The sequence below is a fragment of the Uniformispora flossi genome (assembly GCF_049534875.1).
Classification (GTDB): Bacteria; Actinomycetota; Actinomycetes; order Streptomycetales; family Streptomycetaceae; genus Yinghuangia; species Yinghuangia aomiensis.
The window spans coordinates 176,188-200,893 of record NZ_JBMULZ010000006.1 but is presented as its reverse complement, the minus strand read 5'-3'; the positions used below and the strand labels follow the sequence as shown (position 1 = coordinate 200,893).

Below are 24,706 nucleotides of genomic sequence, written 5' to 3'. Positions count from 1 at the left end.
ACCCGGACACCGAGGCCACCTCAGCACAGCCGCGGGGGGTTAGCGCCCGGATGTGGGGACGGACACGTGCTCCCGGCCGGTGTGGCTCCGCTTTGTTCCGCCCAACGACTGGCGCGGAAAAAAGTCACACCCCGTCCCTCACCCGAGTCCCCGCGCCCCGGCAGTGTGTTCGAGAGTCGGCGTTGACCAGGCAATATGCGCCGTTGCCGTTGCCGTTGCCGTTGCCGTTGCCGTTGTCGCACTCGCACTCGCCCTCGCCGTTCGCCGGGCACGCCCGAGCCGACTCGGGCCGAACCGGGCCACCTCAGGCCGACTCGCGCCGACCCAGGCCACCCCGGGCCGCGCAACCTCACCACGCGAACGCCTCCGGCGAAGGCCCCACCGCCGGGAACAACTCCTCCAGCCTTGCCAGCAGTTCCTCCGGCAACGCCAACTCCACGGCCCGTACCGCCGACGGCAAGTGCGCCGCCGTGCGCGGCCCCACAATCGGCGCCGTCACCCCCGGCCGCGTCAGCAGCCACGCCAACGCCACCTCCGCCGGATCCATCCCGAACGCCGCCACCAGATCCTCGTACGCCTCGATCCGCGCCCGAACCTCCGGATCGGCCAACGCCTCCGCCGACCGCCCACTGGCCGACCGCGACCCGGCCCCCTCGCGCGCCTTCCGCAGCGCCCCGCTCAGCAGTCCGCCCCGCAAAGGCGACCATGGGATCACCCCTACCCCGTACTCCCGCGCCGCCGGCAGCACCTCCATTTCCGCGCGCCGCTCCGCCAAGTTGTACAGGCACTGCTCGCTCACCAACCCGAAACGCCCCGTCCGTGCCGCGAGTTCATTCGCCTGGGCGATCTTGTAGCCGGGAAAGTTCGACGACCCCGCATACAGGACCTTCCCCTGCGTGATCAGCACGTCCACGGCCTGCCAGACCTCCTCGAACGGCGTCATCCGATCGATGTGATGGAACTGGTACAGGTCGATGTGGTCGGTCCGCAGCCGTGCCAGGCTGCCCTCCACCGCCCGCCGGATGCTCACCGCCGACAGCCGGTCGTGATTCGGCCACGAAGGCCCGCCGCCGGGCGTCATGTTCCCGTACACCTTGGTCGCCAGCACCACCTTGTCGCGCTGCCCGCCCCGCGCGAACCACTCGCCGACGATTTCCTCGGTGACGCCTTTGTGGTCCGTACCGCCGTACACGTTCGCCGTGTCGAAGAAGTTGATCCCCGCATCCACCGCCGCCGACATCAACCCGAACGCTTCGTCTCGTGATGTCCCCACCCCGAAGTTCATTGTCCCGAGCACCAACCGGCTGACCCGAACCCCACTGCGCCCCAACTGCGTGTACTCCATGCCTCAACCCAACGCCCGCACTCCCAACCGGAGCAAGGACCGCGCCCGGCGGTGCGCCCGCATGGAGCATTGCCGCGGTTGCGGGCGGGTGCCGCCCTCAAGGACGCCGGCTACGACGCCGCCCTGTCCGCACCGACACCGTCGACTCCGCTTCCGGTAGGGCCGTCGGTGCCGCTCCGGTCCGCGGGGTCGATGCCCAGCAGTGCAAGGAACGCCGCGGCGGCCGGCTGCGGTGTCTCCCGGCCCCACACGACGAACTCGGCACGGGTCGGCGCGTCCGCGACCGGGATGGCGACCATCCCGTCGGACCCGACCGTCCCCGCCAACCCGGCCACGTACGAAGGCGGGAGCAAGGCCACGCCCAGGCCCGCGGCGACGAGGCGAGTCAGATAGTCCGCGTTGGTCACCTCGAAAGCCACGTCCCGCGCGAGACCGGCGGCGGCGAACGCCAGATCGGACTGGGCGCGCCCGGCCGTCTTCGCCGGGAGGTCGACGAACACCTCGCCGGACAGCCGCCGAAGGTCGACCGAAGTTTCCCCGGCGAGCGGATGCCCGGCCGCGACGACCGCGACGAGCCGCTCGCGGGTCAACTCGCGGGCCGCCACACCCCGCGGACGCGCCGTCGCCGGGATACCGAGGAACGCGACGTCGATCTCGCCTCGCCTCACCTGCTCCGTCAGCTCGTCGCTCGCCCCCACAGTGAGGCCGACCCGGGCGTGCGGATGACGCCGGTGGAACTCCCCGAGCACCGCCGGGACATCCACCGCGGTCACGGTCGGGATCAGCCCGACGCCGAGCCGGCCACGCACCTCCCCGACCGCCGCGGCGACTCCGGCCGCGGCACGCTCTGCCGCGTGCAGACACTGGCGGGCCTCGGACAGGAAAGCCTCGCCCGCGGCCGTCAGCCGCACCCGGCGGCTGGTCCGCTCGAACAACCGCGCGCCGAGTTCCTTCTCCAGACGCGCGATCTGGTGGCTGAGTGCGGACTGCACCACGTGGCAGCGCTGCGCCGCCCTCGTAAAGCTGTTCGTCTCGGCGACGGCGACGACGTAGCGCAACTGCTGAAGCTCCATACGATCCATCGTCATACGCGATCGATCACGTGACAAGCATGTCTTGGACTCATCGATCGGCCGGAATCCAGACTGGTCGCGGTTGGGACGACCGGTCTCCCTTCCCCATCTCGAGTCCCCGATCTCCGAGAGACGACATGACCCTTCAGCACGAAGAACACCCGTCAGCCACCGCACCGCGGCCGGCATCCCCGGCCCGCGGGTGGCTCGGCGTGGCCGCCATCACGGCCAGCCTGTTCGTCTTCCTCACCACCGAGCTGATGCCGATCGGCCTGCTCACCCCGCTCAGCGAGAGCCTCGACGTGTCGGTCGGCGTCGCGGGTCTCATGGTCACCGCGCAGGGCGTCGCGGCAGGTCTCGGCGTGCCGTTCATCGTCGCCTGGACACGGCACGTCAACCGCCGCCGACTGCTGACCGCCCTCCTGGCCGTACTCGCCGCCGGGAACCTCGTCACCTCGCTGGCCCCGAACTACCCGCTGATCCTCGGCACCCGCCTGCTGATGGGGTTCGCCAGCGGCGTGTTCTGGGCCATCGGCGTCAGCATGGCCATGCGCATCGTCCCCGAACACCACGCCAACCGGGCCGCCGCGGTGGTGATGTCCGGCATCTCGATCGCCACCGTCGTCGGCATACCCCTGGGCACCCTGCTCGAAGGGGCCGGCAACTGGCGGACCACCTTCCTCATCTGGGCCGGCCTCAGCGCCCTGGTCTGGGTCGCCGTCGCCTGCACCCTCCCGTCGCTGCCGTCCACGAACGCGGTCTCGGTCCGCGAGGTCTTCGGGCTGCCGGTCACGAACGCGCCGCTGCGCACCGTCCTCGTGATGGTCGTGTTGTTCGTCCTCGGCCACTTCGGCGCCTACACCTTCATCCGCCCCTACCTCGAGGACCGCGCCTCGGCAGGCGTCGGCTTCGTCACCGTCGCGCTCATCGTGTTCGGCATCGGCGGCACCATCGGCAACTTCATCGGCGGCCAGACCGTCGTCAAGAGCCTGCGCGGCAGCTTCGTCGCGGGCAGCCTCCTGCTCGTCGCCGCCCTGGCCATGCTGCTGGCTCTGGGCACCCACACCGCCGCCGTGATCGCCGCGATGGCCCTGTGGGGCATCGCCTTCGGCGTCGTCCAACTCAGCCAGATCAACACGACCCTAGCCGCCGCACCCGACACCTTCGAAGCGGCCATGTCCCTCAACACCATGGCCTACAACACCTGCATCGCCCTCGGCGCACTCATCGGCGGACTGTTCGCCGACCACACGGGCGTCACCAGCGTCGTCTGGTTCGGCATCGCCCTCGTCGCGCTCGCCGTCACCATCCGCGCCACCACGGGCCGCCGCACACCACCGACGGCGTAAACCCTGGCACCGCCGACCGCCGACCGCCGACCGCCCGTTCCGCCCCGACTCCGACTCGACTCCGACTCGACACGAGGCCAGTGGTCTCTTATGCCGCACCCTGTACGTCGCCGCCAGCGGGCTGCCGAGCCTCGGCTGAGGACGACGCGCCGGCCTCGCGCAGCTCGCCTCACACGGCGGAGTCGGACGGCGGTCGGCGAACTGTGGAGGTCACACCGGGGGGACGCGGCGGTGGAGGAGGCAGAATTCGTTGCCTTCCGGGTCGGCGAGGACGTGCCACGACTCGTCGCCCGTTTGGCCGACGTCGACGGGGGTTGCGCCCCGGGCGAGAAGGCGTCGGAGTTCGGCGTCCTGGTCGCGGTCGGTGGCGTTGACGTCGAAGTGCAGGCGGAGTTTGGTGGGGCGCGGGTCCGTCGTCGGGCTGAGGACGATGGTGGGTTGGGGGCCGCCGAAGCCGGCGTCGGCTGGGCCGATTTCGATGCTTCCGTCGGCTTCGCGGTCGAGTTCGACGTAGTCGAGGACGTCGCACCAGAACCGCGCGAGGCGTTCGGCGTCGGCGGCGTCGATGACCAACTCGGTGATACGGCATGCCATGCGGGCCAGTTTGCCGCACGCCGATGTTCGGCTCCCGGCGTTCGGCGCCCGGCCGCCGACCCCGGGCCCGCGGCTCCGGTGCTCAGCGGCCGGTCAAGTGCACCAACATCTTGCCCATGTTGCCGCCCCGCATCAGGGACTGGAACGCCTCCACGGCGTTGCCGATGCCGTCGACGACGGTTTCGTCGGCCCGCAGGGAACCGTTGCGGAGCCAGCCCGCGGCCTGGCGCACATACAGCGGGCCCATGTCCAAGTGGTCGCCGATGATCATGCCGCGGAGGGTGAGGCGCTTGCCGATGGCCAGGGCGAGGTTGTCCGGGCCCGGGGTGGGCTCGGGCGCGTTGTACTGGGAGATCGCCCCGCAGAGGGCGATACGGCCGTAGCGGTTCATCGCGCCGATGGCCGCCTGGAGGTGGTCGCCGCCGACGTTGTCGAAGTAGACGTCGATGCCGTGCGGTGCCGCCTCCGCGAGCTGCGCCGGGAGGCCGCCGCGCCGGTAGTCGATCGCCGCGTCGAAGCCGTAGCTCTCGACCAGGCGCGCCGCCTTCTCCGGGCCGCCCGTCGACCCGATCACGCGTTCCGCGCCCAGCAGGCGGGCGATCTGCCCCGCGGCCGAGCCCACCGCGCCGGCCGCGCCCGAGACGAACACGATGTCGCCGGGCTTCATCCGGGCGATCTCCATCAGGCCCACGTAGGCGGTCAGGCCCGTCGACCCGAGGACCCCCAAGTAGGTCTGCGGCGGCGCGAGTTCCGTGTCCACGCGCTCGACGGCCGCGGACGGCAGCACCGCATACTCCCGCCATCCGGCGAAATGCCGGACCACCGCGCCCTCCGGCATCGACTCGGCCCGCGACGCGATGACCGTGCCGACGGCACCCCCGTCCATCGGCTCGCCGAGCCGGAACGGGGGAATGTACGACTCGGTGTCGTCCATCCGTCCGCGCATGTACGGGTCGACGGACATCCAGTCGTTCCGCACCAGCACCTGCCCCGGCTCCGGATCGGGCACCTGCGCGACCACGAGCGCGAAGTCCGTCGCCGCCGGTTCCCCGGTGGGACGCGCGATCAGATGCCATTCGCGGCTGGTGAGGGACATACGCGTGCGCTCCGCCTCTCCCCGATACGACGGATCCGCACCACGGGACCGCCTGGGGGAATCGTTCCGGGAACCGCCGTAACGGCGAATCGTCGACGTGTACCCGCGGTGCGGCGGCGCATGCGGGGAGGAACGGACCCGGATCCGCCGGTCGGGTGGCGCGGAACCCGCGGCGTCCTCAGAACCCGCCTCCGCCCCCGTCACCGCCGCCCCAGCCGCCGCCTCCGTCGCCGCCCCAGCCGCCGAACCCGCCCATGCCACCCGCGCCTCCGTCGCCCCAGCCGCCGTACGTGTCGCCGCCGTCCGGCCCCGCGTACGCCGCGGGAGCCGTCGCGGAGCCCAGCATGGTGCCGATCAGCAGGCCGGGGAGGAGGCCGCCGCCGTACCAGCCCATGGCCCACGGCGCATAGGCCGGGCCCGCCTCCCAGTAGGGGCGCCGCCCGGACGGGGTCTCGACCTGGCGGCCTTCCGGCTCCAGGCCGTCCTCCAGCCGCGCCGCGTCGGCGGCGCAGACCGGCACCGTCCGCGGCGTGCCGCCGCTCGGCGTCCACGCCATGTCGCGGACGGACGCGCCGTGCCGGGGATCGAAGAAGCACGGGGGACGGCGCTGCGGCAGCGGTTCGCCCGCGCGCCGGGCGGCCAGGGTGGCGAGCGCGAACCGGCCCGCGTCGAGGGCTTCGCCGACCGTGCGGACATCGTCCGGGCGCCTGGCGTCCCGCATCGCGGTTTTGGCCCGGTCGTAGGCGTCGAGGGCCTGCGTCCAGTCGTCGCGCATCGCGTCGTCGGCGTCCGCGGCGGCCGGGTCGAAGGCGGTGCGGTCGAGGAGTTCGCCGTACGCGGTGATGTCCTCGTCCACGGTCGGCCGTACCTGCGCCAACTCGGCCTGCTCGCGCTCGGTGCGCCGCTGCCGCCCGCGCCGACGCAGCCACAGCGCGCCGCCCACACCGCCGAGGACCACCAGGCCGAAAACGGCGAGGGCGACGGCGGAACCGTGCCGGTTGGAGGACGCGGTCCCGGTGGAACCCGCCGAGCCGCTCGTGCCGTGCGCATTCGCGTCGTGCACGGCGCCGTCGACGAACTGGGTGAACAGTCCCGGACCGTCGCCTTGGTGCGCGGCCAGCGCGTCGCTCTTCAGCGTGGCCAGGCGCGCGTGCGTGAGGACGGAGGCGTCCGATGCGGCGTCGAAGACCCGGCCGACCGCGACCGCGTACACACCCGGACGCCCCACCTGCTGCCGCAGCGCACTCAGGACGTCGGCGCGCGAGGAGGAAGCGAGCGGAGAATCCGCGGGCACGGCGACCACGAACACCGGTTTCCCGGAGTCGTGGATGGTGGCGCGCAGGGCGTTCGCCGTTGCCGCGGGCAGCACGTCGGACGCGGCCGGATCCGCATACACCGGGTCCGCGCGCAGCGACGCGGCGATCTCGCTGACCCCCGCCGCGGCCTGCGCCCGCCCCGCGGACAACGGCAGCATCGCCAGAGCCAGCAGCAGCACAAGCACAAAGACCGAACGCGCGGGCGGAACGAACGGGCGAAATGCCGACTTCGTCACGAATCCAGGCTACGTCGGGACGCGTGTGGCGCCGATGCGTGCCATGCCGGGGTCGCCACGCAGCCTTCACCACGTCGGCCGCGTCCGCTGCGCCGGGACCCGGTCCGCTGTCCGGTCGTCACCAGTTCGGGGGCATCAGTCGTCCGGGAGCCGTCAGCTCGACGGCGTGCAGTGCAGCGCCGAGTTTGCCGTCGACAGCGTCCCGCTCAGGCCCTGCAGGGGCACCTTCAGCGCGTTGACGGTCGTCTGCACGGTCGAGTTGCTGTCGATCCCCTGGATCACGGACTTGACGCTCTCGGACGCCGCCTTCACCGCGGCACCGGTGGCGTTGCCCAGCTCGCCGGACGAGGCCGACACGTTGTCCAAGTCCTGCTTGACCGTATCGACCGCCGCCTGGAGGTCGTTCTTGCTCGTCGTCGCCGGATCCAGGTTCCGCAGGTGATCGGTGTCCTGCTTGAGCTTGTCGAGGTTCTGGCACACCGTCTTCGCCGCCGCACTCGCCGACTTCGACGCCTTCTGCTCCGGCGACTCCGAACTCGAGTCCGAACACGCGGCCCCCGCAGCCAGAACCGCGACCACCACCAACGACGCACACACCGGGCGCTTCAGCACGGACTACTCCCACTCCCACGATGCCGAACAGAGCATCAACGGACAGCACGTCAACAGAAGGTACATCTCCGGACGAAGCTGAACATTTCGTCCAAGCTCACACAGTGTGTCGCACCCGGCAAGCGGAATCATCCGTGCGACACACCGTCCACCGCAGCCGCGAACAGACCCGGGAACCACGCGGCCGCCGGGACGATCCCCCGCGCGAGCAGCGCACTGCGCCGCGCCGCGAGCAGTCCGGTGGTCAGGCGACGGTAGCTGCGGGTCAGGCGACGCCACTCGGTCTCGTAATCGTCCGGCCGCTCCCGCGCCAGGCAGCCCGCCAACGCCTCCGCGCCCGCCAAGGCCAGCGCGACACCTTCACCCGTCAGGGCGTCCACATAGCCGGCCGCGTCGCCCGCCAGCAGCACGCGACCGCACACTCGCCTACGGGCCGACCGGCGCAGCGGGCCCGCGCCGCGCACCGTCGACACCGGACGGGCGTCCGCCAACCACGCCGAAAGGCCCGCGAACCCCGCCAACTGGGTCGCGTACGGGGCCCGTTCGGACGTCAACAGCGCCACGCAGACGAGATCCGGCGCGAGCGGCGTCACGTACGCCTCGGCACGCGAGCCCCAGTGCACCTCGACGAAATCCGGGACGTCGGCCACTTCGTAATGGCGCCGGAGACCGTAGCGCGCAGGACCGGGCGCCGGAACGTCCAACCCCAGCGCGCGCCGGATCGGCGACCGCAAACCGTCGGCGGCCACCAGCCAACGCGCCCGCAGATCCGGGCCCGCGGCCGTCACCCCGTGGGCGTCCTGCGTCACGCCGGTCACCTTCACCGGAAGCACGGGAACACCGGCGTTCTCCGCGGCTTTCGCCAGGGCGGCTTGCAGGTCGGTCCGCCGCACACCCAGCCCCGGGCCCGCGCGGAACACGGCCTCCGCTCGATGCCGATCGCGCACGTACCGAATCCCGGCGAACGCCTGCCCCGGCGGGTCCACGCCCAGCGCGCGCAACGCCCTTACGCCACCCGGCATCACGCCCTCGCCGCACGCCTTGTCCACGGGGGAGGTCCGAGGCTCGGCCACGGCGACCGTCAGCCCGTGCCGGACGGCATGCAACGCGGTCGCGAGACCGGCGGGGCCTCCGCCGACGACCAGGAGGTCGACGTCGGGGGTGGCGGCCGCCTTGCTCGGGCCGGGGAGGCCGCGCACGGGGTGGTCGGCGGCCTTGCGCGTATTCCTGGTGAGTTTCATGCCGCCGGCGCCGTCCGTTGCAGGGCCGCGTTCTCGGTCGGGACACGCGCCGCCATCATCGCGGCGTTCCCGGCCGTGAACAGCACGGCCGTCAGCCAGGCCGAGTGCACGAGCGGCAGCGCGGCGCCTTCGACGGCCACAGCCACGTAGTTCGGGTGCGCGAGCAGCTTGTACGGCCCGCGTCGCACCAGTTCGCTGCCGGGGACGACGATGACGCGGGTATTCCAGTACGGGCCGAGCGTGCCGATGCACCACCAGCGGAGCGCCTGGGCGGCCACGACGAGCGCGAGCATCGACCAGCCGAGAACGGGGGCGAACGGCCTTTCGAGGAGGAGCGGCTCGAACAGGCATCCGAGCAGCAGGCCGGTGTGCAGCGCCACCATCCACGGGTAGTGCGAGCGGCCGTACTCGACCCCGCCGCGCGCGAACGTCCAGGCGGCATTGCGGCGCGCGACGAGGAGTTCGGCGAGTCGTTCGAAGGCGACCAGAGCGATGAGGGCTGTGTACCAGAGCATTTCCGTTGGCTCTCGCGAGTGGGAACGAGTGGGAAAACCGGGGAGTCTTGGGTTTGCTCGACTACCAGCGCAGAAGCACCAGTTCGGAGCAGAACCCGGGGCCGAGGGCGAGCATGATCCCCCACGAGCCGGGTGCCGGGCGGGCGGACTCCTCGACCGACTGCAGAATGTGCAGCACCGACGCCGACGACAGATTCCCGACCGCCGCCAACGACCGCCACGTCGGCTCCAACGCACTCTCCGCCAGCCCGAGCGACTCCCCGACGGCCTCGACCACCTTCGGACCGCCGGGGTGACATACCCACGTGGCGATGTCGCCGAGCACCAGGCCGTGTTCGCCGAGGAAGGCGCACACCTCGTGGCGCAGATGCGCACGTACGAGATCGGGCACGTCGGCGGTCAGCACCACACGGAAGCCGGACGCGCCCACCTCCCAGCCGAGGACGTGCTCGGTTTCGGGGTAGAGGGTGCTGCGGGTGGCGATGATGCGGGGGCCATGGGTTCTTCGGGACCGTTTGTGGGGCGTGGCGGGGGTCGTTGTGGGGGTCGCGGTTCCGGCCGGCGTTCGGCTGCCGGGTCGGTCGGGCGTTGGCTGGGCCTTGGGCTGGGCCTCGGGCTGTGCCTTGGGGTGGGCGGAACCTACCGCCACCACCGCACCGGCGCCGTCGCCGAACAAGGCCCCCGCCACCAGGTTGGCGGCCGAGCCGTCGCCGCGCTGCAGGGTGAGCGAGCACAACTCGACCGCGAGCAGGACCGCGACGCCGGTGGGATGCCCGCGCAGGAAGTCGTGAACCCGAGCCAACCCCGCCGCACCGGCGACACACCCGAGCCCGAACAGCGGCAGGCGCTTCACGTCCTGCCGCATGCCCATGCGCAACGCCAGCCGTGCATCGACGGACGGAACCGCCAGACCGGTGACGGAGACACAGGCCACCAAGTCGACGTCGTCGGGCCGCAGTCCGGCCTGAGCGAGCGCACCGGCCACGGCCTCCTCGCCGAGTTCGACCGCGGCCCCGATCCAGGCGTCGTTCGAGCGACCGAAGTCGTCGAGACGTGCGTACTGCTCGATCGGCAGGGCCAGATGGCGCGCTTGGACCGTCGACGACGCGTGCAGGCGCCGCAAGGCCCGCTGATCCGCACCGGCCGGGAGACACATGTCGGCGATGAGGTCGGTGAGCGTGTCCTGCGGATAGCGGTGCTGGGGGAGGACGGTGTGGATGGCGAGGATCGCGGGGGAGAGAGGGGTGGGGTCGGGGCCGGGTTCGTGTTCGGGGTCGGCGGTGGTGGGTGTGGGGTCGGTTGCGGGGGTGGGGGCGGGGATCGGGGAGAGGGGGTTGAGGGTGGGGGCGGCTTTGGTGGTGTCGGCGGCGGGGCCGGGGGCAGCTGCGGACGGGTGCGCGGTTGGCGGCGCGTCTTCCGCTGTGAGCGGTGCTGCGGTGGCGGCCGGTTCGAGTCGGTGGGCGGCGAGCGGCGGGTCGACGGTCGCGGCCCGGGTCCCCGGATCGCGTGGGTCTGCGGTCGTTGCCTGGGCGGCCGGCTGTGGGGTTCGACGGCCGGCTGCGGGGCGGCCTCCGCTCGGGGCCGGCGCATCGGCTGCAAGTGGTTCACCCGGGCGGGTATCCGCCGGCGCTGTGATGCGGCGGCTGCTTGCGGCCGAGGTGACGGGCCGGGCCGGTTTACCTCGGCGGACCTTCACGGGCGCTGCGCTGTGTCCGCTGCCGGCGGCCAAGGCGTCGGCTGGGACCGGTTCGACGGCACGGGCATCCGTCGGCGCTGCGGTGTGAGCGCTGCGTGCGGCCGTGGCGTTGGCCGCCGCATGGTTGGCCGCGCGGCCGTTGGCTGCTCCGCCGTCGGCTGCTCCGCCGATGGCTGCTCCGCCGATGGCCGGTCTGCCGCTGGTCTCGCCGTCGGGCACTGCCTCGTGGCCGACCGCCGCCCCACAGGCCGTGCCTTCGCCGACGGTCGCTCCGACGTCGGCCGCGCCGGTGGCCTGCGGTGCGGGGGTGGGCGTGGGCCGGTTTGCGCCGCCGGGTGTCCGATTCATCGGGATTCCTCGGGTTTTCCTCTAGATTCGGCTTCGTGAACGGGTACCCGCCTCCCGCCGTCCGACTCCCGGCTATTCGCGCGACAGCCCGGCGCACGGCCCGCGCGTCACGGGCCTTGGCCGGCGCCTGCCATCCGCTGCCCACGGTCGCCGTGACCGCCCTGGTCACGGCCGTTGCCGCGGCTGCGGGACGGGGCGCATCCGGCACAGCGGCGGTCGCGCTCGCGGTCCTCGCCGGGCAGCTGTCCGTCGGATGGGCCAACGACGCGCTCGACGCACGACGCGACGCCGCCGTCGGCCGGGTCGACAAACCGGCGGCCGGCGGCGCACTCGCGCCGCGCGTCGTCGCCGTGGCAGCCGCGACCGCGCTCGTGCTGTGCGTACCGCTGTCGCTGCTGAGCGGTACGCGCGCCGCAGCCGCGCACCTCACGGGCGTGGTCGGCGGCGGCTGGGCCTACAACCTCGGACTCAAAGCCACGTGGTGGTCCCCGCTGCCCTACGCGATCGGGTTCGCGTCGCTTCCCGCGTTCGTCGCGCTCGGCCTGCCCGGGCACCCATGGCCGGCGTGGTGGGCCGTGCTCGGCGCCGCGTTGCTCGGGGTCGGCGCGCACTTGGTCAACGTGCTTCCCGACCTCGCCGACGACCAGGCCACCGGCATCGCAGGCCTCCCGCACCGGATCGGCGCTACGTGGTCACGCCGCTGCGCCGCGATCGTGCTGGCCGCGGCCCTCGCCGTCATCGCGTTCGGGCCGCCGGGATCCCGGGAGTTGAGCTCGGGCACGCAGGTGCTCGTGGTCATGGGGGTGGCCGGAGGCGTCGCGGTGGGCGGCGTTGCGTGGCTCCTTTTGTTCCGCCAACGATCGGGCGGCGAAAACGTCACACCGTCTTCTCGGGCGAGTGACCGATCCGTTCGAACACGCGCGGACATTCGAACGGACGACACCGCGACGGCCTCCGCACACCCGCAGATCCGCACCCCGACAACCCCGAGCCGGCCCGGCCTGGCGACGCCCCGGACCGACACCACGACCACACTGACAGGCTCCACCGTGGCGGCGCCCCGAACCCGCACCGCGACGACCCCGCCACCGGAGGACGTAGCGCCACAAGCCGTCGCCGCCACCACGGCTGCGACGTCGACCCACGCACAGCCCCTCAGCGGGATCACGCCGAGCCCGTCACCCGCGACGCCGCCCCATCCCTCCACGCCCCAAGCCATCGTCGCAGCCCCGCCCGCATCGCCACCGGGAACAGCGAGCGACGCGCCGCAGGAATCCGCGGCACCTCGGGGCAACACCGCCGACGCACAAGGCGGAGCCTCAACCGAGTCTGCGGCCGGGGTCGCGGCGGCGAACCCGGCGACGGGCGCTGCCACCCCGATGACACCGGCCGACTCTGACGCCCCGACGCCGCCGGCGATCCCCGGGGCGCCCCACCTCGGCTCAGCGGCGCAAGACCTCAGGTCCCCGGAGCGGCGACAAGACCCCGCCTCCGCAACACTCACCGAAACAACCCCTCCCGTCCGCCGTGATCAACTCCCTTTCCGCATCGCGATCGCCATCGCAGCGCTGGCCGTCATCCTCCTCATCGCCCACGGAGGCCAGATCGCCTGAGTCCGCGCGGCCGAATCCCGGAGACGTCCGCCCGTCACCACAGACTCGGGCTGCTGGCAACAACGAACGACGACCAGCCCTCCGGCAGACGCTGGGGCCGCGCCCGACCCGCGCCACGTTCGCCACCACCCGCCACCGCGCGAGGACAGCCACGCGGGCTTTGACCCGGTAATCGACGCGGTCAGGGGCAGGGCCCGGGTTGAGGCTGACGGGGAGCAGCATCACGAAACGCGGCACCAGCACCATCCGCAGCCCGAACCCGCGGCCGCCCGGGAGCGCGCGGTACGACGACCTCCCGGACCGTCGCCGCACCGCGCGCGACCCAAGTCCCATCTGCCGAAAGCCGCCGTAACCCCTCCTCGTACCAGGCCACGTCGCCCGCACCCTGCGCGCACCCCGGCACCCCGCCCACGCTCTCGCACCGCCCGCGACCCAGTCGCCTTCCCTCTCCCGAGGACTTCCCCCGCAGCGGCGCCCCGCCCAGATCGCGCAGAGACTGGACCTATGGCCTCTCCACGCGACCCCGCCGACCCCGGCAGGACTCCCGCGTCCGACATCGGCGACTCCACCGCGTCCGACGCCGCCAACCCCCACGCCGCCGGCACCGGCGCTTCCGGCACCGGCAACCCCACCGCCTCGGGCGCAGGCAACCGCGGCGATCCGACAAGCCGCAGAGGACCTGAGAACTCCACCAACCCCAAGAACCCCAGCGACCCCAAAGGCCCCAACAAACCCACCGAGCCGCGAGACCCCCACTCCCACTCCCACCCCCACACCCCCTTGACCGACTGGCCCGAAGACGCCGACTACTCCCCGGACGAGCGGATCGTCGTCAACCTCGGCCCCCAGCACCCCTCCACCCACGGCGTGCTCCGGCTGATCCTGGAACTCGATGCGGAGACCGTCGTCGAATGCCGGCTCGGCGTGGGCTACCTGCACACCGGGATCGAGAAGAACTGCGAGTACCGGACCTGGACGCAAGGCGTCACGTTCGTGACCCGCGCCGACTACCTCATGCCGGTCTTCAACGAACTCGTCTACTGCCTCGGTGTCGAGCGGCTGCTCGGCATCACCGACGACATCCCGCCCCGGGCCAACGTCATCCGGGTCCTGCTCGCCGAGTTGAACCGCATCTCGTCGCACTTGGTCGCCATCGCCACCGGGGGCATGGAAATCGGCGCCCTGACCGTGATGACGTTCGGGTTCCGTGAGCGCGAGCTGATCCTCGACGTGCTCGAACGCATCACCGGGCTGCGCATGAACCACGGCTTCGTCCGGCCCGGCGGGGTCGCCCAGGACCTGCCCGACGATGCCGAGACGCACGTACGCGAACTCGTCGCCACACTCACCCACCGGCTGCGCGACTACGAGCAACTGCTGGACGAGAACACGGTGTTCAAGCGCCGTACGCAAGGCGTCGGCTACCTCGACGTCACCGGCTGCCTCGCGCTCGGCGTCACCGGGCCGATCCTCCGCGCCGCCGGGCTGCCGCACGACCTTCGCAAGACGCAGCCGTGCTGCGGGTACGAGACCTACGAGTTCGCCGTCCCCACCACCGACACATGTGACGCCTACGGCCGTTACCGCGTCCGCGTCGCCGAGATGAAGGAATCGCTGCGCATCGTCGAGCAGTGCCTGGACCGGCTCGAACCCGGCCCCGTCATGGTCGCCGACAAGCGGATCGCGTGGCCCGCGCAGCTTGCGCTCGGTGCGGACGGGCTCGGCAACTCGGCGGACTACATCAAGACGATCATGGGGGAGTCGATGGAAGCCCTCATCCACCACTTCAAGCTGGTCACGGAGGGCTTCCGGGTACCCGTCGGCCAGGTGTACACCGCCGTCGAATCGCCGCGCGGCGAACTCGGCTGCCACCTGGTCAGCGACGGCGGCACCCGGCCGTACCGCGTGCATCTGCGCGACCCGTCGTTCACCAACCTCCAGGCCGTCCCGCTGATGGTCGAAGGCGGGCTCGTCGCCGACGTCATTGCCTCGTTGGCCAGCACGGATCCGGTGCTGGGCGGCGTCGACCGGTAGACGCCGGCTGCCGGAGACCACGACGGGTGCACCGACCCGCGGCGGTGCGAGGATGGAGACGTAACGCAACACAAAACGCCCGAGGGGGCGAAATGTCTGCGATCAAGGAGAGCATCGACATCGCGCGGAGTCCGGAGGACGTGTTCGCGTACCTCGCCGACTGGTCCCACCTGCCCGAATGGCAGGAAAGCGCGGTCGCGGTGCGCCCGGTCGGCACCGAACCGACCGCGGTGGGCTCGCGGATCGTCGTGACCCGCCGCATGGGACGCCGCGAAATGCCGATGACGATGGAGTACACCGAGCTGGACCCGCCGCGGAGCTGGCGCGTCGACGGCATCGACGGGCCCGTCCGCGGACACGTGCGCGGCACCGTCGAACCGATCGGCGACGGGACCCGGTCGCGCGTCACCATGGCGCTCGACTTCGAGGGCCACGGCATGGGCAAGGTCATGCTGCCGCTCGTCGTCCGACCGCACGTCAAGAAGGAACTGCCGCGCAACGAGCAGAAGCTCAAGGACGTCCTGGAACACGAGGTCTGAGCCGACAGCCGCACCCGCCCGGCCCGCGGCACACCCGCGATCGCCCGGCCTGCGACCTACAACACCCGCGACCTCACACCCGCGACCGGACACCCGCCGCCCCGTACCCGCGGCCTCGGACCCCGCAGCCTCACACCGGGGCGCCGTCGGACGGCGGGGCGAACGCGGTCAGGCGTCCCGAATCGTCGCAGACGACGGCCAGGCCGTCGCTCGCGATCACGACAGGGGAGAGGCCGAAGAACTCCGGGGACACGCCCGACCAGCGGACGGCACCGGAAGCCGCTTCGAGGGCGGAGAAGCTCCGGTCGCCCGAGACGTACAGCGTTCCGTCGACCAGGGAGATGCCGCTCCCGGCTTCGGGCAGTTCGTCGCGCCGCCAGACCAGCCGACCCGTGGCCGCGTCCAGGGCGATGACGGTGCCGCTCGCCGTCCCGAAGTAAGCCACGCCGCCGGCGACGGCCACGTTGCTCGGGTACTGCACGGTGCGGTACGCCCAACGGGGAGCGCCGGTTGCCGCGTCCAGAGCGCGAATTCCGTGCACGAGGGCGGATCCCTGGCCGCGGGGAGGAGCGAAGTCGGCCGCGCCGACGTAGACGATGCCGTCGGCGACCGCCACCGGCACGTCGAACGGGCGTCCGAGACCATGTGTCCACAGCCGGCGGCCGGTTGCCGCGTCGAACGCCTGGACCTTCGCGTCGGACGTGGAGACGAAGAGCCGACCGTCCGCCACCGTCGGCGACGTGAGGACGAAGCCGCCGACCGCCGCCCGCCACTGCTCGTCACCGGTCGCCGCATCGAACGCCCGCACCAAGGACTCGCCGAAACCGGCGAACACCCGGCCGCCGGCGTGGACCGGATCACCGAACGCAGGACTCCCGGCCGCCGGGGCTGCTTGCCGCCACCGCGTGTTGCCGGTGGCCGTGTCCAACGCGTAGAGGGACGTGGCCGCGAAGAAGACGGTGCCGGCTGCGCAGGCGGGGGCGGAGACGGGGATCGAGACGGGGTCTTCGGCATCGAACGTCCACAGTGCCCTTCCGGTCGACGCTTGGAGCGCGTAGCCGGCGGCACCGCCCGCGTACAGGACACCGGCGTCGTACGTCGGCGTGAGCGCACCGTCCCCGAACGACTCGAACTGCCAGCGGACCGCGCCCCGAGGGCCGGGCGGGAGACGGGGACCGGGGACGTCGTCCGGCCCTTGGCCCGGACCCGGAGTGTGCCCCTGCCCGCCCTTGCCCGGCCCGCGGGGATGCGACGGGGCGGCCCCACGCGGCTTCGCTCCCTGGCGCAGGGCGGCCGTGGTGCCCACGATCGCGGCCGCGGCCACGGCGCCGCCGAAGAGGACTTGGCGCCGGGAGAAGCGTCTGCGGGGGGCATCCGGGGCTCCGGCTGTGTCGGCGGCCACGGCTGCAACCGCGGCCTCGGCGGGAGCCGCGGGCTCGGCCGGAACCGCTGCGTTGGCCGGATCGCCATGCTCGGCGGGAGCCGCGGGCTCGGCCGGAACAGCCGCCTCGGCCGGATCCCCAGGTTCGGCTGGAACCGTAGGCTCGTCGGGCCCGGTGGACCCCGGCGGCGTCACCACTTCCAGGCCTCCTCGTCTGTGGCGTACCGGGCGCGGTAGGCGTCGGGGGACAGCAAGGCGTCGCGGTCGGGGTCCGGCTCGGCCTGCTCATCGGAGCGGACGGCGGGGCGTTTCCCCGACGCCATGTCCACCCACGGCTCGGCGACGGCGATGCGCCGCAGCCCCGGCATCAGCTCCTTGGCCTGCCGCAACGCCCGCGCCGCGGGTTCCGGCTTTTGGGTGATGCTGTACGCGATCGCGGCCGTGCACAGGGCGTTGGCGGCGGTGATCGGGGAGCGCGAGTGATACGCCGCCCGGTCGGCTGCGAGCGCGGCCGGACCCGGGGAGCCGCCGGTCAGGAGGAAGAGCGCGGAAGCGTCGGTGGTGGGGGAAGGCGGTGCCAGGGTCAAGCCCACGGCCGCCAGCCAGTGCAACTCGTTCACGTGGACCGGGAACGACGGAGGACGGGGAGAGTCCCATCCGAGCTTGGCTTCGCGTGCGTATGCCAACAGGCGCGCCCGATGTTGTGCCGTGCGAGCGCGATCGGGGCCGGACGGCGCGATCGCGAACCACGCGAACCCGGTGTCCGGCCTTATTCGATCCAAGTCGAGCGTGAGCACGGCGAGTTCCGCGTTGTAGGCCTGAGCCGACCAGGACTTCCGGTCGAGTTGCCCGAGTGCCTCCGCTGCGGCGGCTGCATCCCCCACCGCCAACAGATGCGCGATCTTGACCTCCGCCGTCGACCGCTTCACCCGGTCGAACGCCGCACGGTCCGCGAACGGCATCGCGAACAGGAACCAGCCCGGCGTCGACGACACCGGATGCGGCGCGACCACCGTGACGGTGCCCAACGCGATACCCGCCGCGCCCGCCCAACCGTACGGCTCGGGCAACAGCAGCCCGGCCGCCGTTGCCAGCGCCGCGAACGCGACGACCTCGGCCGCGCATCCGAGCCACACCCGCAGCCGGCTCGTGGCCTCGGTGCGCGGGGCGAGATCCACCGACGCTCCCCAGGGCACCGCGCCACGAACCCGGAGCCGGTCGCCGTCGATGCGGGCCTCGAGAGGACGTCCGCTGCCGAGTTTGTCGGCGACGACGCGCATACCGAACACCGGGGCCGACGCCAGCCACCACAGCCGGTGCAGCCCGTTCCGGACCAGGTGCGAGGCGACCACGGCGGCCAGATAGCGCTGCAGGAAGGTGCCGCCGAAGACCGGCGCGCCCGCCGTGACGGCCACCATGCCGACCGTGACCGGCACGGTGCGCGCGAGCGCGGCGAATCGATTCCGCCGAGCCTGCTCGGCGAAGCTGCGGAAGGGAGTCACGTAGCGAGATCATGGCAGCGAGGACCCGCCTCCGACCAGGGGTTTCGCCGGAAATCCCGGAGCGGGCCGGGGAGCACACGAGGAGGCAGGCGTGACCGTACGGGATGCCGGGCAGGTCGACGCCGTGGTCGTCGGCGGCGGCCACAACGGACTGGTGGCGGCCGCGTATCTGGCCGCCGCGGGACGGTCGGTCGTGGTCCTGGAACGCCGCGGCGAGGTCGGCGGCGCGGCCGTGTCGATCCGGCCGTTCGCGGGAGTGGACGTGCGGTTGTCGCGGTACTCGTATCTGGTCAGCCTGTTCCCGCGGAAGATCGCCGACGACCTCGGGCTGCGGATGGAGCTGCGCAGACGGCACATCGGCGCGTACACCCCGTCCGGCGACCGCGGATTCCTGTCCGACTCGTCCGACGCCGCCCGGACCCGCGCCGAACTGACCCGCTTCGCGGGCGCCCACGACGCCGACGCGTGGGAGCGGGTGGGGACAGCACTGGGAGCGATGGCCGCCCGCGTCTTCCCGACACTGACCGAACCCTTGCGCGGCCGTGACGACTTCCGGGCGGTGGTGGGCGACGAGCGGCTTTGGGGCGGGGTGTTCACGCGGCCGCTGAGCGGGCTGATCGAGGAGGAGTTCGGTGACGACGCGGTCCGGGGGACCGTCCTGACGGATGCGCTGATCGGGACGTTCGCTCGTGCGAGTGATGCGTCCTTGCGTCAGAACCGGTGCTTTCTCTACCACGTCATCGGGGGAGGGACGGGGCACTGGGACGTGCCGGTCGGGGGGATGGGCGCGGTCACGGCGGCGCTTGCGGCGGCGGCGCGCGGCGCGGGAGCGGATCTGCGGACGCGGGCCGAAGTCACCGCGGTCACCCCCGACGGCGAAGTCCGGTATCGCAGCGGCGACACCGAGTATCGGGTGACGGGGGAATGGGTGTTGGCAGCGGTGGCGCCGCGGGTGTTGGAGGGGTTGCTGGGGGAGGGCGCGGCTCCGCTGTCTACCGATTCCGGGCGTGTCGGCGGCGGGCCGGAGGGTGCGCAGGTCCAGGCGCATCCGGAAGGTGCGCAGTTCAAGGTGAATATGGTGCTGTCGCGGTTGCCTCGGCTGCGTGATCCGGGCGTCGATCCGCGCGAGGCCTTCGCCGGGACGTTCCACGTACACGAGGGGTATGCGGAACTGGACGCGGCGTTCGCCGCGGCGGAGGCCGGGCGGGTGCCGTCGCCGGTGCCGGGGGAGATGTACTGCCATACGCTGACCGATCCCACGATCCTCGGGCCCGAGTTGCGGGCTTCGGGGGCGCAGACGCTCACGTGGTTCGGCCTTCACACGCCGGCGCGGCTCTTTGCCGCCGACAACGACGGGGCGCGGGATGCCGTGCTGAGGGCCACGTTCGCGTCGTTGAACAGTGTGCTTGCGGAGCCGATCGAGGACTGTTTGATGCGCGACGCCGAGGGACGGTTGTGTGTCGAGGCCCGGACACCGCTGGATCTGGAAGGCGAACTCGGGTTGCCGGCGGGGCACATCTTCCATCGGGATTTGGCTTGGCCGTACGCCGAGGACGACGCGGACGTCGGGACGTGGGGTGTGGAGACGCGGTACAGCCGTCTTCTGCTGTGCGGTGCGGGGGCACGGCGTGGGGGAGGGGTGAGCGGGATTCCGGGGCACAATGCGGCGATGGTGGTGCTGGGGCGGGGGTAGGCGGACGGCTGGACCGACGGGATGATCGGCAGGCGGATGGCTGGACGGGCGGTTGCGCGGATTCGCGGGGGATGGGCGGCGGAACTGCGGAACTGCGGAAGCGCCTGGTGAGGCGGTCGATTCGAACGCCCGTGTGAGCCGGGCTCACTCGGTCGAGAACGCTGTGTGACGTTTCCGCCGTTCAACCGTTGGCGGAACAAAAGGAGCCACGCAACGCCGCCTCGGCCCGGGTCTGCTCAAGTTCACGTCCGGCCCGCAGCCCGATGCCATCGGGGCTGCTCCGGCGGCTGTACTCGGCCCCGCGTCCACCAGACCCGGCCCGGCCCCTGCCACCGGACGCCGCGCCGGACCCGGCCCGACCCGATGCGTCCCCCTGCCACCGGACGCCGCGCCAGCCCCGACCCGACCCGATGCGTCCCCCTGCCCATCGGACGCCGCGCCGGCCCCGACCCGACCCGACCCGACTCGTCCCCGTGCCACCAGACACCGCGCCGTCCCCCGACCCGGCCCCGTCGCCCGGCATCCCGACCCTCCCCCCGCGGCGTAGGGTGGAATGCAAGGCAGCAGCCAGGTGCGCGCACCGCGGCGGCGAAGGTGTCGGGGCGGGCAGGAGGCGCCGAAGGCCGCGTCGAGTGCGAGGGGGTCGTGAACGCCGGGCCCCGAAGGAGGCCGCGCCGTGTTGTTCCAGGACCGCCGGGACGCGGGTCGGCGGCTCGCCGCCGAACTCGGATCGTTCGCCGGGCCCGACGTCGTCGTGCTCGGCATGCCGCGTGGTGGCGTGGTCGTCGCCGCCGAAGTCGCCCGGGAACTCGACGCCCCACTCGACGTCGCCATCGTCCGCAAACTCGGCGTGCCCTACGCGCCCGAGCTGGCGATGGGCGCCATCGGCGAGGGCGGCGCCCGCGTGCTCAACGACGACGTCATCGCGCAAGTGCGAATATCCCCAGGAGAGTTGGCCGCCGTCGAACTCGCCGAGACGGAAGAGCTGGAACGCCGCGCCCGCCGCTACCGAGGCGACCGGCGCCCGGCCGACCTGCGCGGCAAGAACGTCCTGATCGTCGACGACGGCATCGCCACCGGCGCCACCGCCCTCGCCGCCTGCCGGATCGCCCGCACCCGCGGCGCGGCGCACGTCGTGCTGGCGGTGCCCGTCGCCCCGTACGACTGGGCCGACCGGCTCGGCCGCGCGGCCGACGAACTCGTGTGCGTGGCCGCGCCCATCGAGTTCTTCGCGATCGGCCAGTTCTACGCCAACTTCACACAGACGACCGACGAGGAAGTCCTCGAAGCCCTCGGCATTCCGACCGCCCCGCCCGACACCGGCGACCTGGAGATCCCGGTCGCCGGACTGCGCCTCGGCGCCCGGCTCGACATGCCCGACGAGGCCGTCGGCGTCGTCGTCTTCGCGCACGGCAGCGGCAGCAGCCGGCACAGCCCCCGCAACCGCTACGTCGCCCGCGTCCTCAACGACGCCGGCCTCGGCACCCTGCTGTTCGACCTGCTCACCGCCGACGAAGCCGCCGACCGCAGCAACGTCTTCGACACCGAACTCCTCGCCCGCCGCCTCACCGCCGCGACCCGCTGGCTGCGCGGCCACCCCGCCGCGGCCGGTCTGCCGATCGGCTACTTCGGCGCCAGCACCGGCGCCGCCGCCGCACTCTGGGCAGCCGCCGAACCCGACGCCGACATCGCCGCGATCGTGTCCCGCGGCGGCCGCCCCGACCTCGCCTGGCCGCGCCTGGCCGCGGTCACCGCGCCGACCCTGCTCATCGTCGGCGGCGCCGACGACCTGGTCGTCCAGCTCAACGAGCAGGCCAACACGTGGCTGCACGGCGAAAGCCGCGTCATCCTCGTCCCCGGTGCCACACACCTGTTCGAAGAAACCGGAGCCCTCGAACAAGTAGCCGACCTGGCGCAGGACTGGTTCACCAGCCACATGGCCCCGACCCCGGTCGGATAGGCCACCGCCGACGCCCCAGGGCGACGGACCAAGCGGAAAACCGACGCCCGCGGCACGGAGAGAGAGCTCACCGCCGACGTGGGAACGGCGTGCGTCACCCGCGAACGCAACCGGGACGTCGACGCGCCGCCCGAACAGCGTCAAGCCGACCCAACGCCCGGCACCCCAACGCCACCCGGCGGGCGGGACGCCCCGCGGATCGCCGGCCGCACGACCGCCCGGGCACGCCCAAGACGGCCAACGCAAGGGTGCCCATGACGCAGCCCGGCGCGAGGCCGACCCGCCCCCGTGGCCTGTCCGGAGAAGCGTCGGCCCCTCACCCCTCATCCGCGTAGTCCCCGTACACAACCTCCCCGCGTCGCTCATACGTGTTGATCACCACCCCCTTCGGCGTGGTCCGCCAGCCCGCCAGCTCGTAGGCGCCGGGCATGGCCCCCTCGCGGAACAGGCGTTTGCCCGTGCCCAGCACGACCGGGAACGACAGCAGGTTGAGCGTGTCCACCAGGCCGGCGGCCAGCAGCGTCCCGGCGAGGGCGCCGCTGCCGTGGATCTGGAGTTCGCGGCCGGGCTGGTCCTTCAGCGCGGCGACCGCCTTGACCGGGTCGCCGGACAGGATCCGGCTGCCGCTCCAGTCGACGGTGGGGAGGGTCTCGGTCACCACGTACTTCGGCAGGTGGTTCAGGCGCGACGCGATCGGGTCGGCCGGGTCGTCGTGCCGCGGCCAGTAGGAGCGGAAGATCTCGTACGTCCTCCGCCCGAGCAGGAACGCATCGGCGTTCTCGAACACCTCGGCCATGAAGCGGCCGAAATCCTCGTCGCCGTACGGAGCCGACCACCCGCCGTGGGTGAACCCGCCGCTCGGGTCCTCCCCGGGGCCGCCAGGCGCCTGGTAGACGCCGTCGAGAGTCAGGAACGTGGTGAGGGTGAGTCGCATGGCTGGGATGGTCCTTTCCCGGGTCGGGTGAAGTCGGAGCAAGGCCGGTTCGCAGCTGGCTCCAAGCCGCTTCGAAGCCGGTCCGAAGTCCCGGCTCCAAGTCGCTTCGAAGTCGCTTCGAAGCCGGCTCCAAGCCAGCTCCAAGCCGGTTCGAAGCCGTTTCGATGGCCCACCGGGGTAGACCGCCGCTGCCGGCAAAACTCATCGGTCACCGGGGTGTGGTGGAAGCATGGTGAGTATCGCGCGCTTTGTCCGGATTGGAGCGCCCCATGGACCCCGGACCCCACACACCACCCGCCCAGCCCACGCCACCCCCACACCCCACGGGCACCACACGTCCCGGAACCTCCGACATCACCCGTCTGGGGCCGCTCGCCGGGGTCGTGGCGATCGTCCTTCTGGTGATCGCGTTCGCGGTCAGCGGCGAGGTGCCCGGCGTGGGTGCCAGTGGGAACCAGGTCGGCCAGTTCTACGAAGCGCACGAAACCCGCCAGGTGTGGGCCGTCTGGCTCCTCACCCTCGCCGCCGGTTTCCTGGTGTTCTTCGCCGCGCAGCTTGCTCACGCGGTACGCGGCGACCGCCGACGCACCGCCTGGCTCCCGAACGTCGCCTTCGCCGGCGGCCTCGTCACGGCCATCGGCCTGTGGCTGTACGGCGGGATCGCGTTCGCGCTGATCGACGCCGCGGACAAGCCGCGCACGCAGCCCGCCGCCTTGCAGGCCCTCAACGCTCTGGCGCACGACAACTTCGTCATCCCCGTCGCCGGTCTCGGCCTGCTCGCCCTCGGCTCCGGACTCGCGCTGGTCCGCGCCGAGCCCGGCACGACCCCGGTGCCGCAGTGGCTCGGCTGGGTGGCGATCGTCATCGGCATCGCGCTGTTCGTGCCCTACGCGTGGTGGATCGCCCTGTGGCTGGTCGGATTGTGGATCGTCGCCATGAGCGTTCTGCTCACCCTGGGGCGCTACCGCAAGCCCCGCACCCCCGAACCCTGGCAGCCGGGACCCAACCCCGCCCCGTGACAGAGTGATCCCGAAGGCGGACTCGATCCGTCGCGGCCGAATCGGCGAAACCCCCAGGCGGTGGTCGCGGCGGCCACGGCGAAGGAGACGGCACGGACATGGCACACGGCTACATCGGCTCGATGAAGACCAAGCCCGGCAAGCGCGACGAGGTCGTCGCGATCCTGTTGGCCGCGGCCGAGGGGCTGTGGGACCATGGCTGCCGCAGCTATGTCGTAGGACTGGACGTCGGCGACCCGGACATGATCGTGGTCACCGAGGTCTGGGAGTCGAAGGAACGCCACGACGCATCCCTGCAGTTGCCCGAGGCGAAGGAAGCGATCGCGGTCGCCCTGCCGCTGCTGACAGGGGAGTTCACCGGCCGAGAGCTGGACATCGCGGGCGGCCTCGGCGCCTGACCCGGCCCCGGCAGTCGACCGCCGGGCCGCTGTACGGGCCGCTGTGCCGCGGACCGGGCGCCCGCCCCGCCCCGCGCCCGCCCCGCCCCGCGCCCGCCACCCCCGTGCGCCACCCGCCCTCGCCCCCAGCCCGAACCCCCGTACCCACCAACCGAATTGACCACGCCACGTGATCGTTCCGTGCGGTGACACGTGACGATTTCGCTGGTGAC

At 72.3% G+C, this 24,706-nt stretch carries 20 protein-coding genes; 8 read left to right on the top strand and 12 right to left on the bottom strand.

Features of this window, described 5'->3' with window-relative positions; translation table 11 throughout:
• Positions 1-349: 349 nt before the first annotated feature.
• Together ACPA54_RS16130 and ACPA54_RS16125 are read right to left on the bottom strand one after the other, a co-directional pair.
• A complete protein-coding gene (locus tag ACPA54_RS16130; RefSeq protein ID WP_423530250.1) occupies positions 350-1,345 on the bottom strand; it encodes an aldo/keto reductase in 996 nt (331 codons plus the stop codon).
• Between the two features lie 110 nt (positions 1,346-1,455).
• Positions 1,456-2,418 (bottom strand): LysR family transcriptional regulator, encoded by a 963-nt coding sequence (locus ACPA54_RS16125; RefSeq protein WP_423530607.1) that lies wholly within the window; start codon positions 2,416-2,418, stop codon positions 1,456-1,458.
• 212 nt (positions 2,419-2,630) lie between these two features.
• Here ACPA54_RS16125 and ACPA54_RS16120 point away from each other — a divergent pair, with 212 nt between their 5' ends.
• Positions 2,631-3,767, top strand: coding sequence for an MFS transporter (locus ACPA54_RS16120; RefSeq protein WP_423530248.1), 1,137 nt, complete (start codon positions 2,631-2,633; stop codon positions 3,765-3,767).
• 210 nt (positions 3,768-3,977) lie between these two features.
• On the opposite strand, the gene ACPA54_RS16115 is transcribed toward ACPA54_RS16120, so the two are convergent.
• From ACPA54_RS16115 to ACPA54_RS16085, 7 genes are all read right to left on the bottom strand, one after another.
• The gene (locus ACPA54_RS16115) at positions 3,978-4,361 is read right to left on the bottom strand and encodes a VOC family protein (protein ID WP_423530246.1); all 384 of its coding nucleotides are present in this window, start codon (positions 4,359-4,361) and stop codon (positions 3,978-3,980) included.
• An 82-nt stretch (positions 4,362-4,443) separates the two neighbouring features.
• Positions 4,444-5,457 (bottom strand): NADP-dependent oxidoreductase, encoded by a 1,014-nt coding sequence (locus ACPA54_RS16110; RefSeq protein ID WP_423530244.1) that lies wholly within the window; start codon positions 5,455-5,457, stop codon positions 4,444-4,446.
• Positions 5,458-5,635: 178 nt separating this feature from the next.
• On the bottom strand, positions 5,636-7,009 hold the full coding sequence (locus ACPA54_RS16105) for a hypothetical protein (RefSeq protein WP_423530242.1): 1,374 nt from the start codon (positions 7,007-7,009) through the stop codon (positions 5,636-5,638).
• Positions 7,010-7,162: 153 nt separating this feature from the next.
• Positions 7,163-7,621: a hypothetical protein gene (locus ACPA54_RS16100; RefSeq protein WP_423530240.1), complete on the bottom strand. Its 459-nt coding sequence runs from the start codon at positions 7,619-7,621 to the stop codon at positions 7,163-7,165.
• Positions 7,622-7,749: 128 nt separating this feature from the next.
• Positions 7,750-8,862 carry an NAD(P)/FAD-dependent oxidoreductase gene (locus ACPA54_RS16095; protein ID WP_423530238.1) on the bottom strand — a complete coding sequence of 371 codons (1,113 nt, stop codon included), beginning with the start codon at positions 8,860-8,862 and terminating at the stop codon, positions 7,750-7,752.
• The gene (locus tag ACPA54_RS16090) at positions 8,859-9,377 is read right to left on the bottom strand and encodes an isoprenylcysteine carboxyl methyltransferase family protein (RefSeq protein ID WP_423530236.1); all 519 of its coding nucleotides are present in this window, start codon (positions 9,375-9,377) and stop codon (positions 8,859-8,861) included. Before ACPA54_RS16090 ends, ACPA54_RS16095 begins: the two co-directional genes overlap by 4 nt.
• Before the next feature lie 61 nt (positions 9,378-9,438).
• Complete coding sequence (locus ACPA54_RS16085; RefSeq protein ID WP_423530605.1) at positions 9,439-10,605, bottom strand: type III polyketide synthase; 1,167 nt, start codon at positions 10,603-10,605, stop codon at positions 9,439-9,441.
• A gap of 803 nt (positions 10,606-11,408) precedes the next feature.
• On the opposite strand from ACPA54_RS16085, the gene ACPA54_RS16080 reads away from it, so the two are divergent.
• The 3 genes from ACPA54_RS16080 to ACPA54_RS16070 all read left to right on the top strand — a co-directional run bounded on the left by ACPA54_RS16080 (position 11,409) and on the right by ACPA54_RS16070 (position 15,607).
• Complete coding sequence (locus ACPA54_RS16080) at positions 11,409-13,034, top strand: UbiA family prenyltransferase (RefSeq protein ID WP_423530234.1); 1,626 nt, start codon at positions 11,409-11,411, stop codon at positions 13,032-13,034.
• A gap of 504 nt (positions 13,035-13,538) precedes the next feature.
• The gene (locus ACPA54_RS16075) at positions 13,539-15,068 is read left to right on the top strand and encodes an NADH-quinone oxidoreductase subunit D (protein WP_423530232.1); all 1,530 of its coding nucleotides are present in this window, start codon (positions 13,539-13,541) and stop codon (positions 15,066-15,068) included.
• A 92-nt stretch (positions 15,069-15,160) separates the two neighbouring features.
• Positions 15,161-15,607, top strand: coding sequence for an SRPBCC family protein (locus ACPA54_RS16070; RefSeq protein ID WP_423530230.1), 447 nt, complete (start codon positions 15,161-15,163; stop codon positions 15,605-15,607).
• 130 nt (positions 15,608-15,737) lie between these two features.
• Here the strand turns inward: ACPA54_RS16070 and ACPA54_RS16065 are convergent, their stop codons facing one another.
• Positions 15,738-17,009: an outer membrane protein assembly factor BamB family protein gene (locus tag ACPA54_RS16065; RefSeq protein ID WP_423530228.1), complete on the bottom strand. Its 1,272-nt coding sequence runs from the start codon at positions 17,007-17,009 to the stop codon at positions 15,738-15,740.
• 170 nt (positions 17,010-17,179) lie between these two features.
• Complete coding sequence (locus ACPA54_RS16060) at positions 17,180-18,490, bottom strand: hypothetical protein (RefSeq protein ID WP_423530226.1); 1,311 nt, start codon at positions 18,488-18,490, stop codon at positions 17,180-17,182.
• Positions 18,491-18,581: 91 nt separating this feature from the next.
• Here ACPA54_RS16060 and ACPA54_RS16055 point away from each other — a divergent pair, with 91 nt between their 5' ends.
• A complete protein-coding gene (locus ACPA54_RS16055; protein WP_423530224.1) occupies positions 18,582-20,183 on the top strand; it encodes a phytoene desaturase family protein in 1,602 nt (533 codons plus the stop codon).
• A gap of 676 nt (positions 20,184-20,859) precedes the next feature.
• Positions 20,860-22,143, top strand: a complete 1,284-nt coding sequence (locus ACPA54_RS16050; RefSeq protein WP_423530222.1) for a phosphoribosyltransferase family protein — start codon at positions 20,860-20,862, stop codon at positions 22,141-22,143.
• Between the two features lie 316 nt (positions 22,144-22,459).
• On the opposite strand, the gene ACPA54_RS16045 is transcribed toward ACPA54_RS16050, so the two are convergent.
• Positions 22,460-23,077, bottom strand: a complete 618-nt coding sequence (locus ACPA54_RS16045) for a dihydrofolate reductase family protein (protein WP_423530220.1) — start codon at positions 23,075-23,077, stop codon at positions 22,460-22,462.
• A gap of 269 nt (positions 23,078-23,346) precedes the next feature.
• Between ACPA54_RS16045 and ACPA54_RS16040 the strand changes: the two genes are divergently transcribed.
• On the top strand, positions 23,347-24,096 hold the full coding sequence (locus tag ACPA54_RS16040; RefSeq protein ID WP_423530218.1) for a hypothetical protein: 750 nt from the start codon (positions 23,347-23,349) through the stop codon (positions 24,094-24,096).
• Positions 24,097-24,194: 98 nt separating this feature from the next.
• A complete protein-coding gene (locus tag ACPA54_RS16035) occupies positions 24,195-24,494 on the top strand; it encodes a putative quinol monooxygenase (RefSeq protein ID WP_423530216.1) in 300 nt (99 codons plus the stop codon).
• The last annotated feature ends 212 nt before the right edge of the window (positions 24,495-24,706 follow it).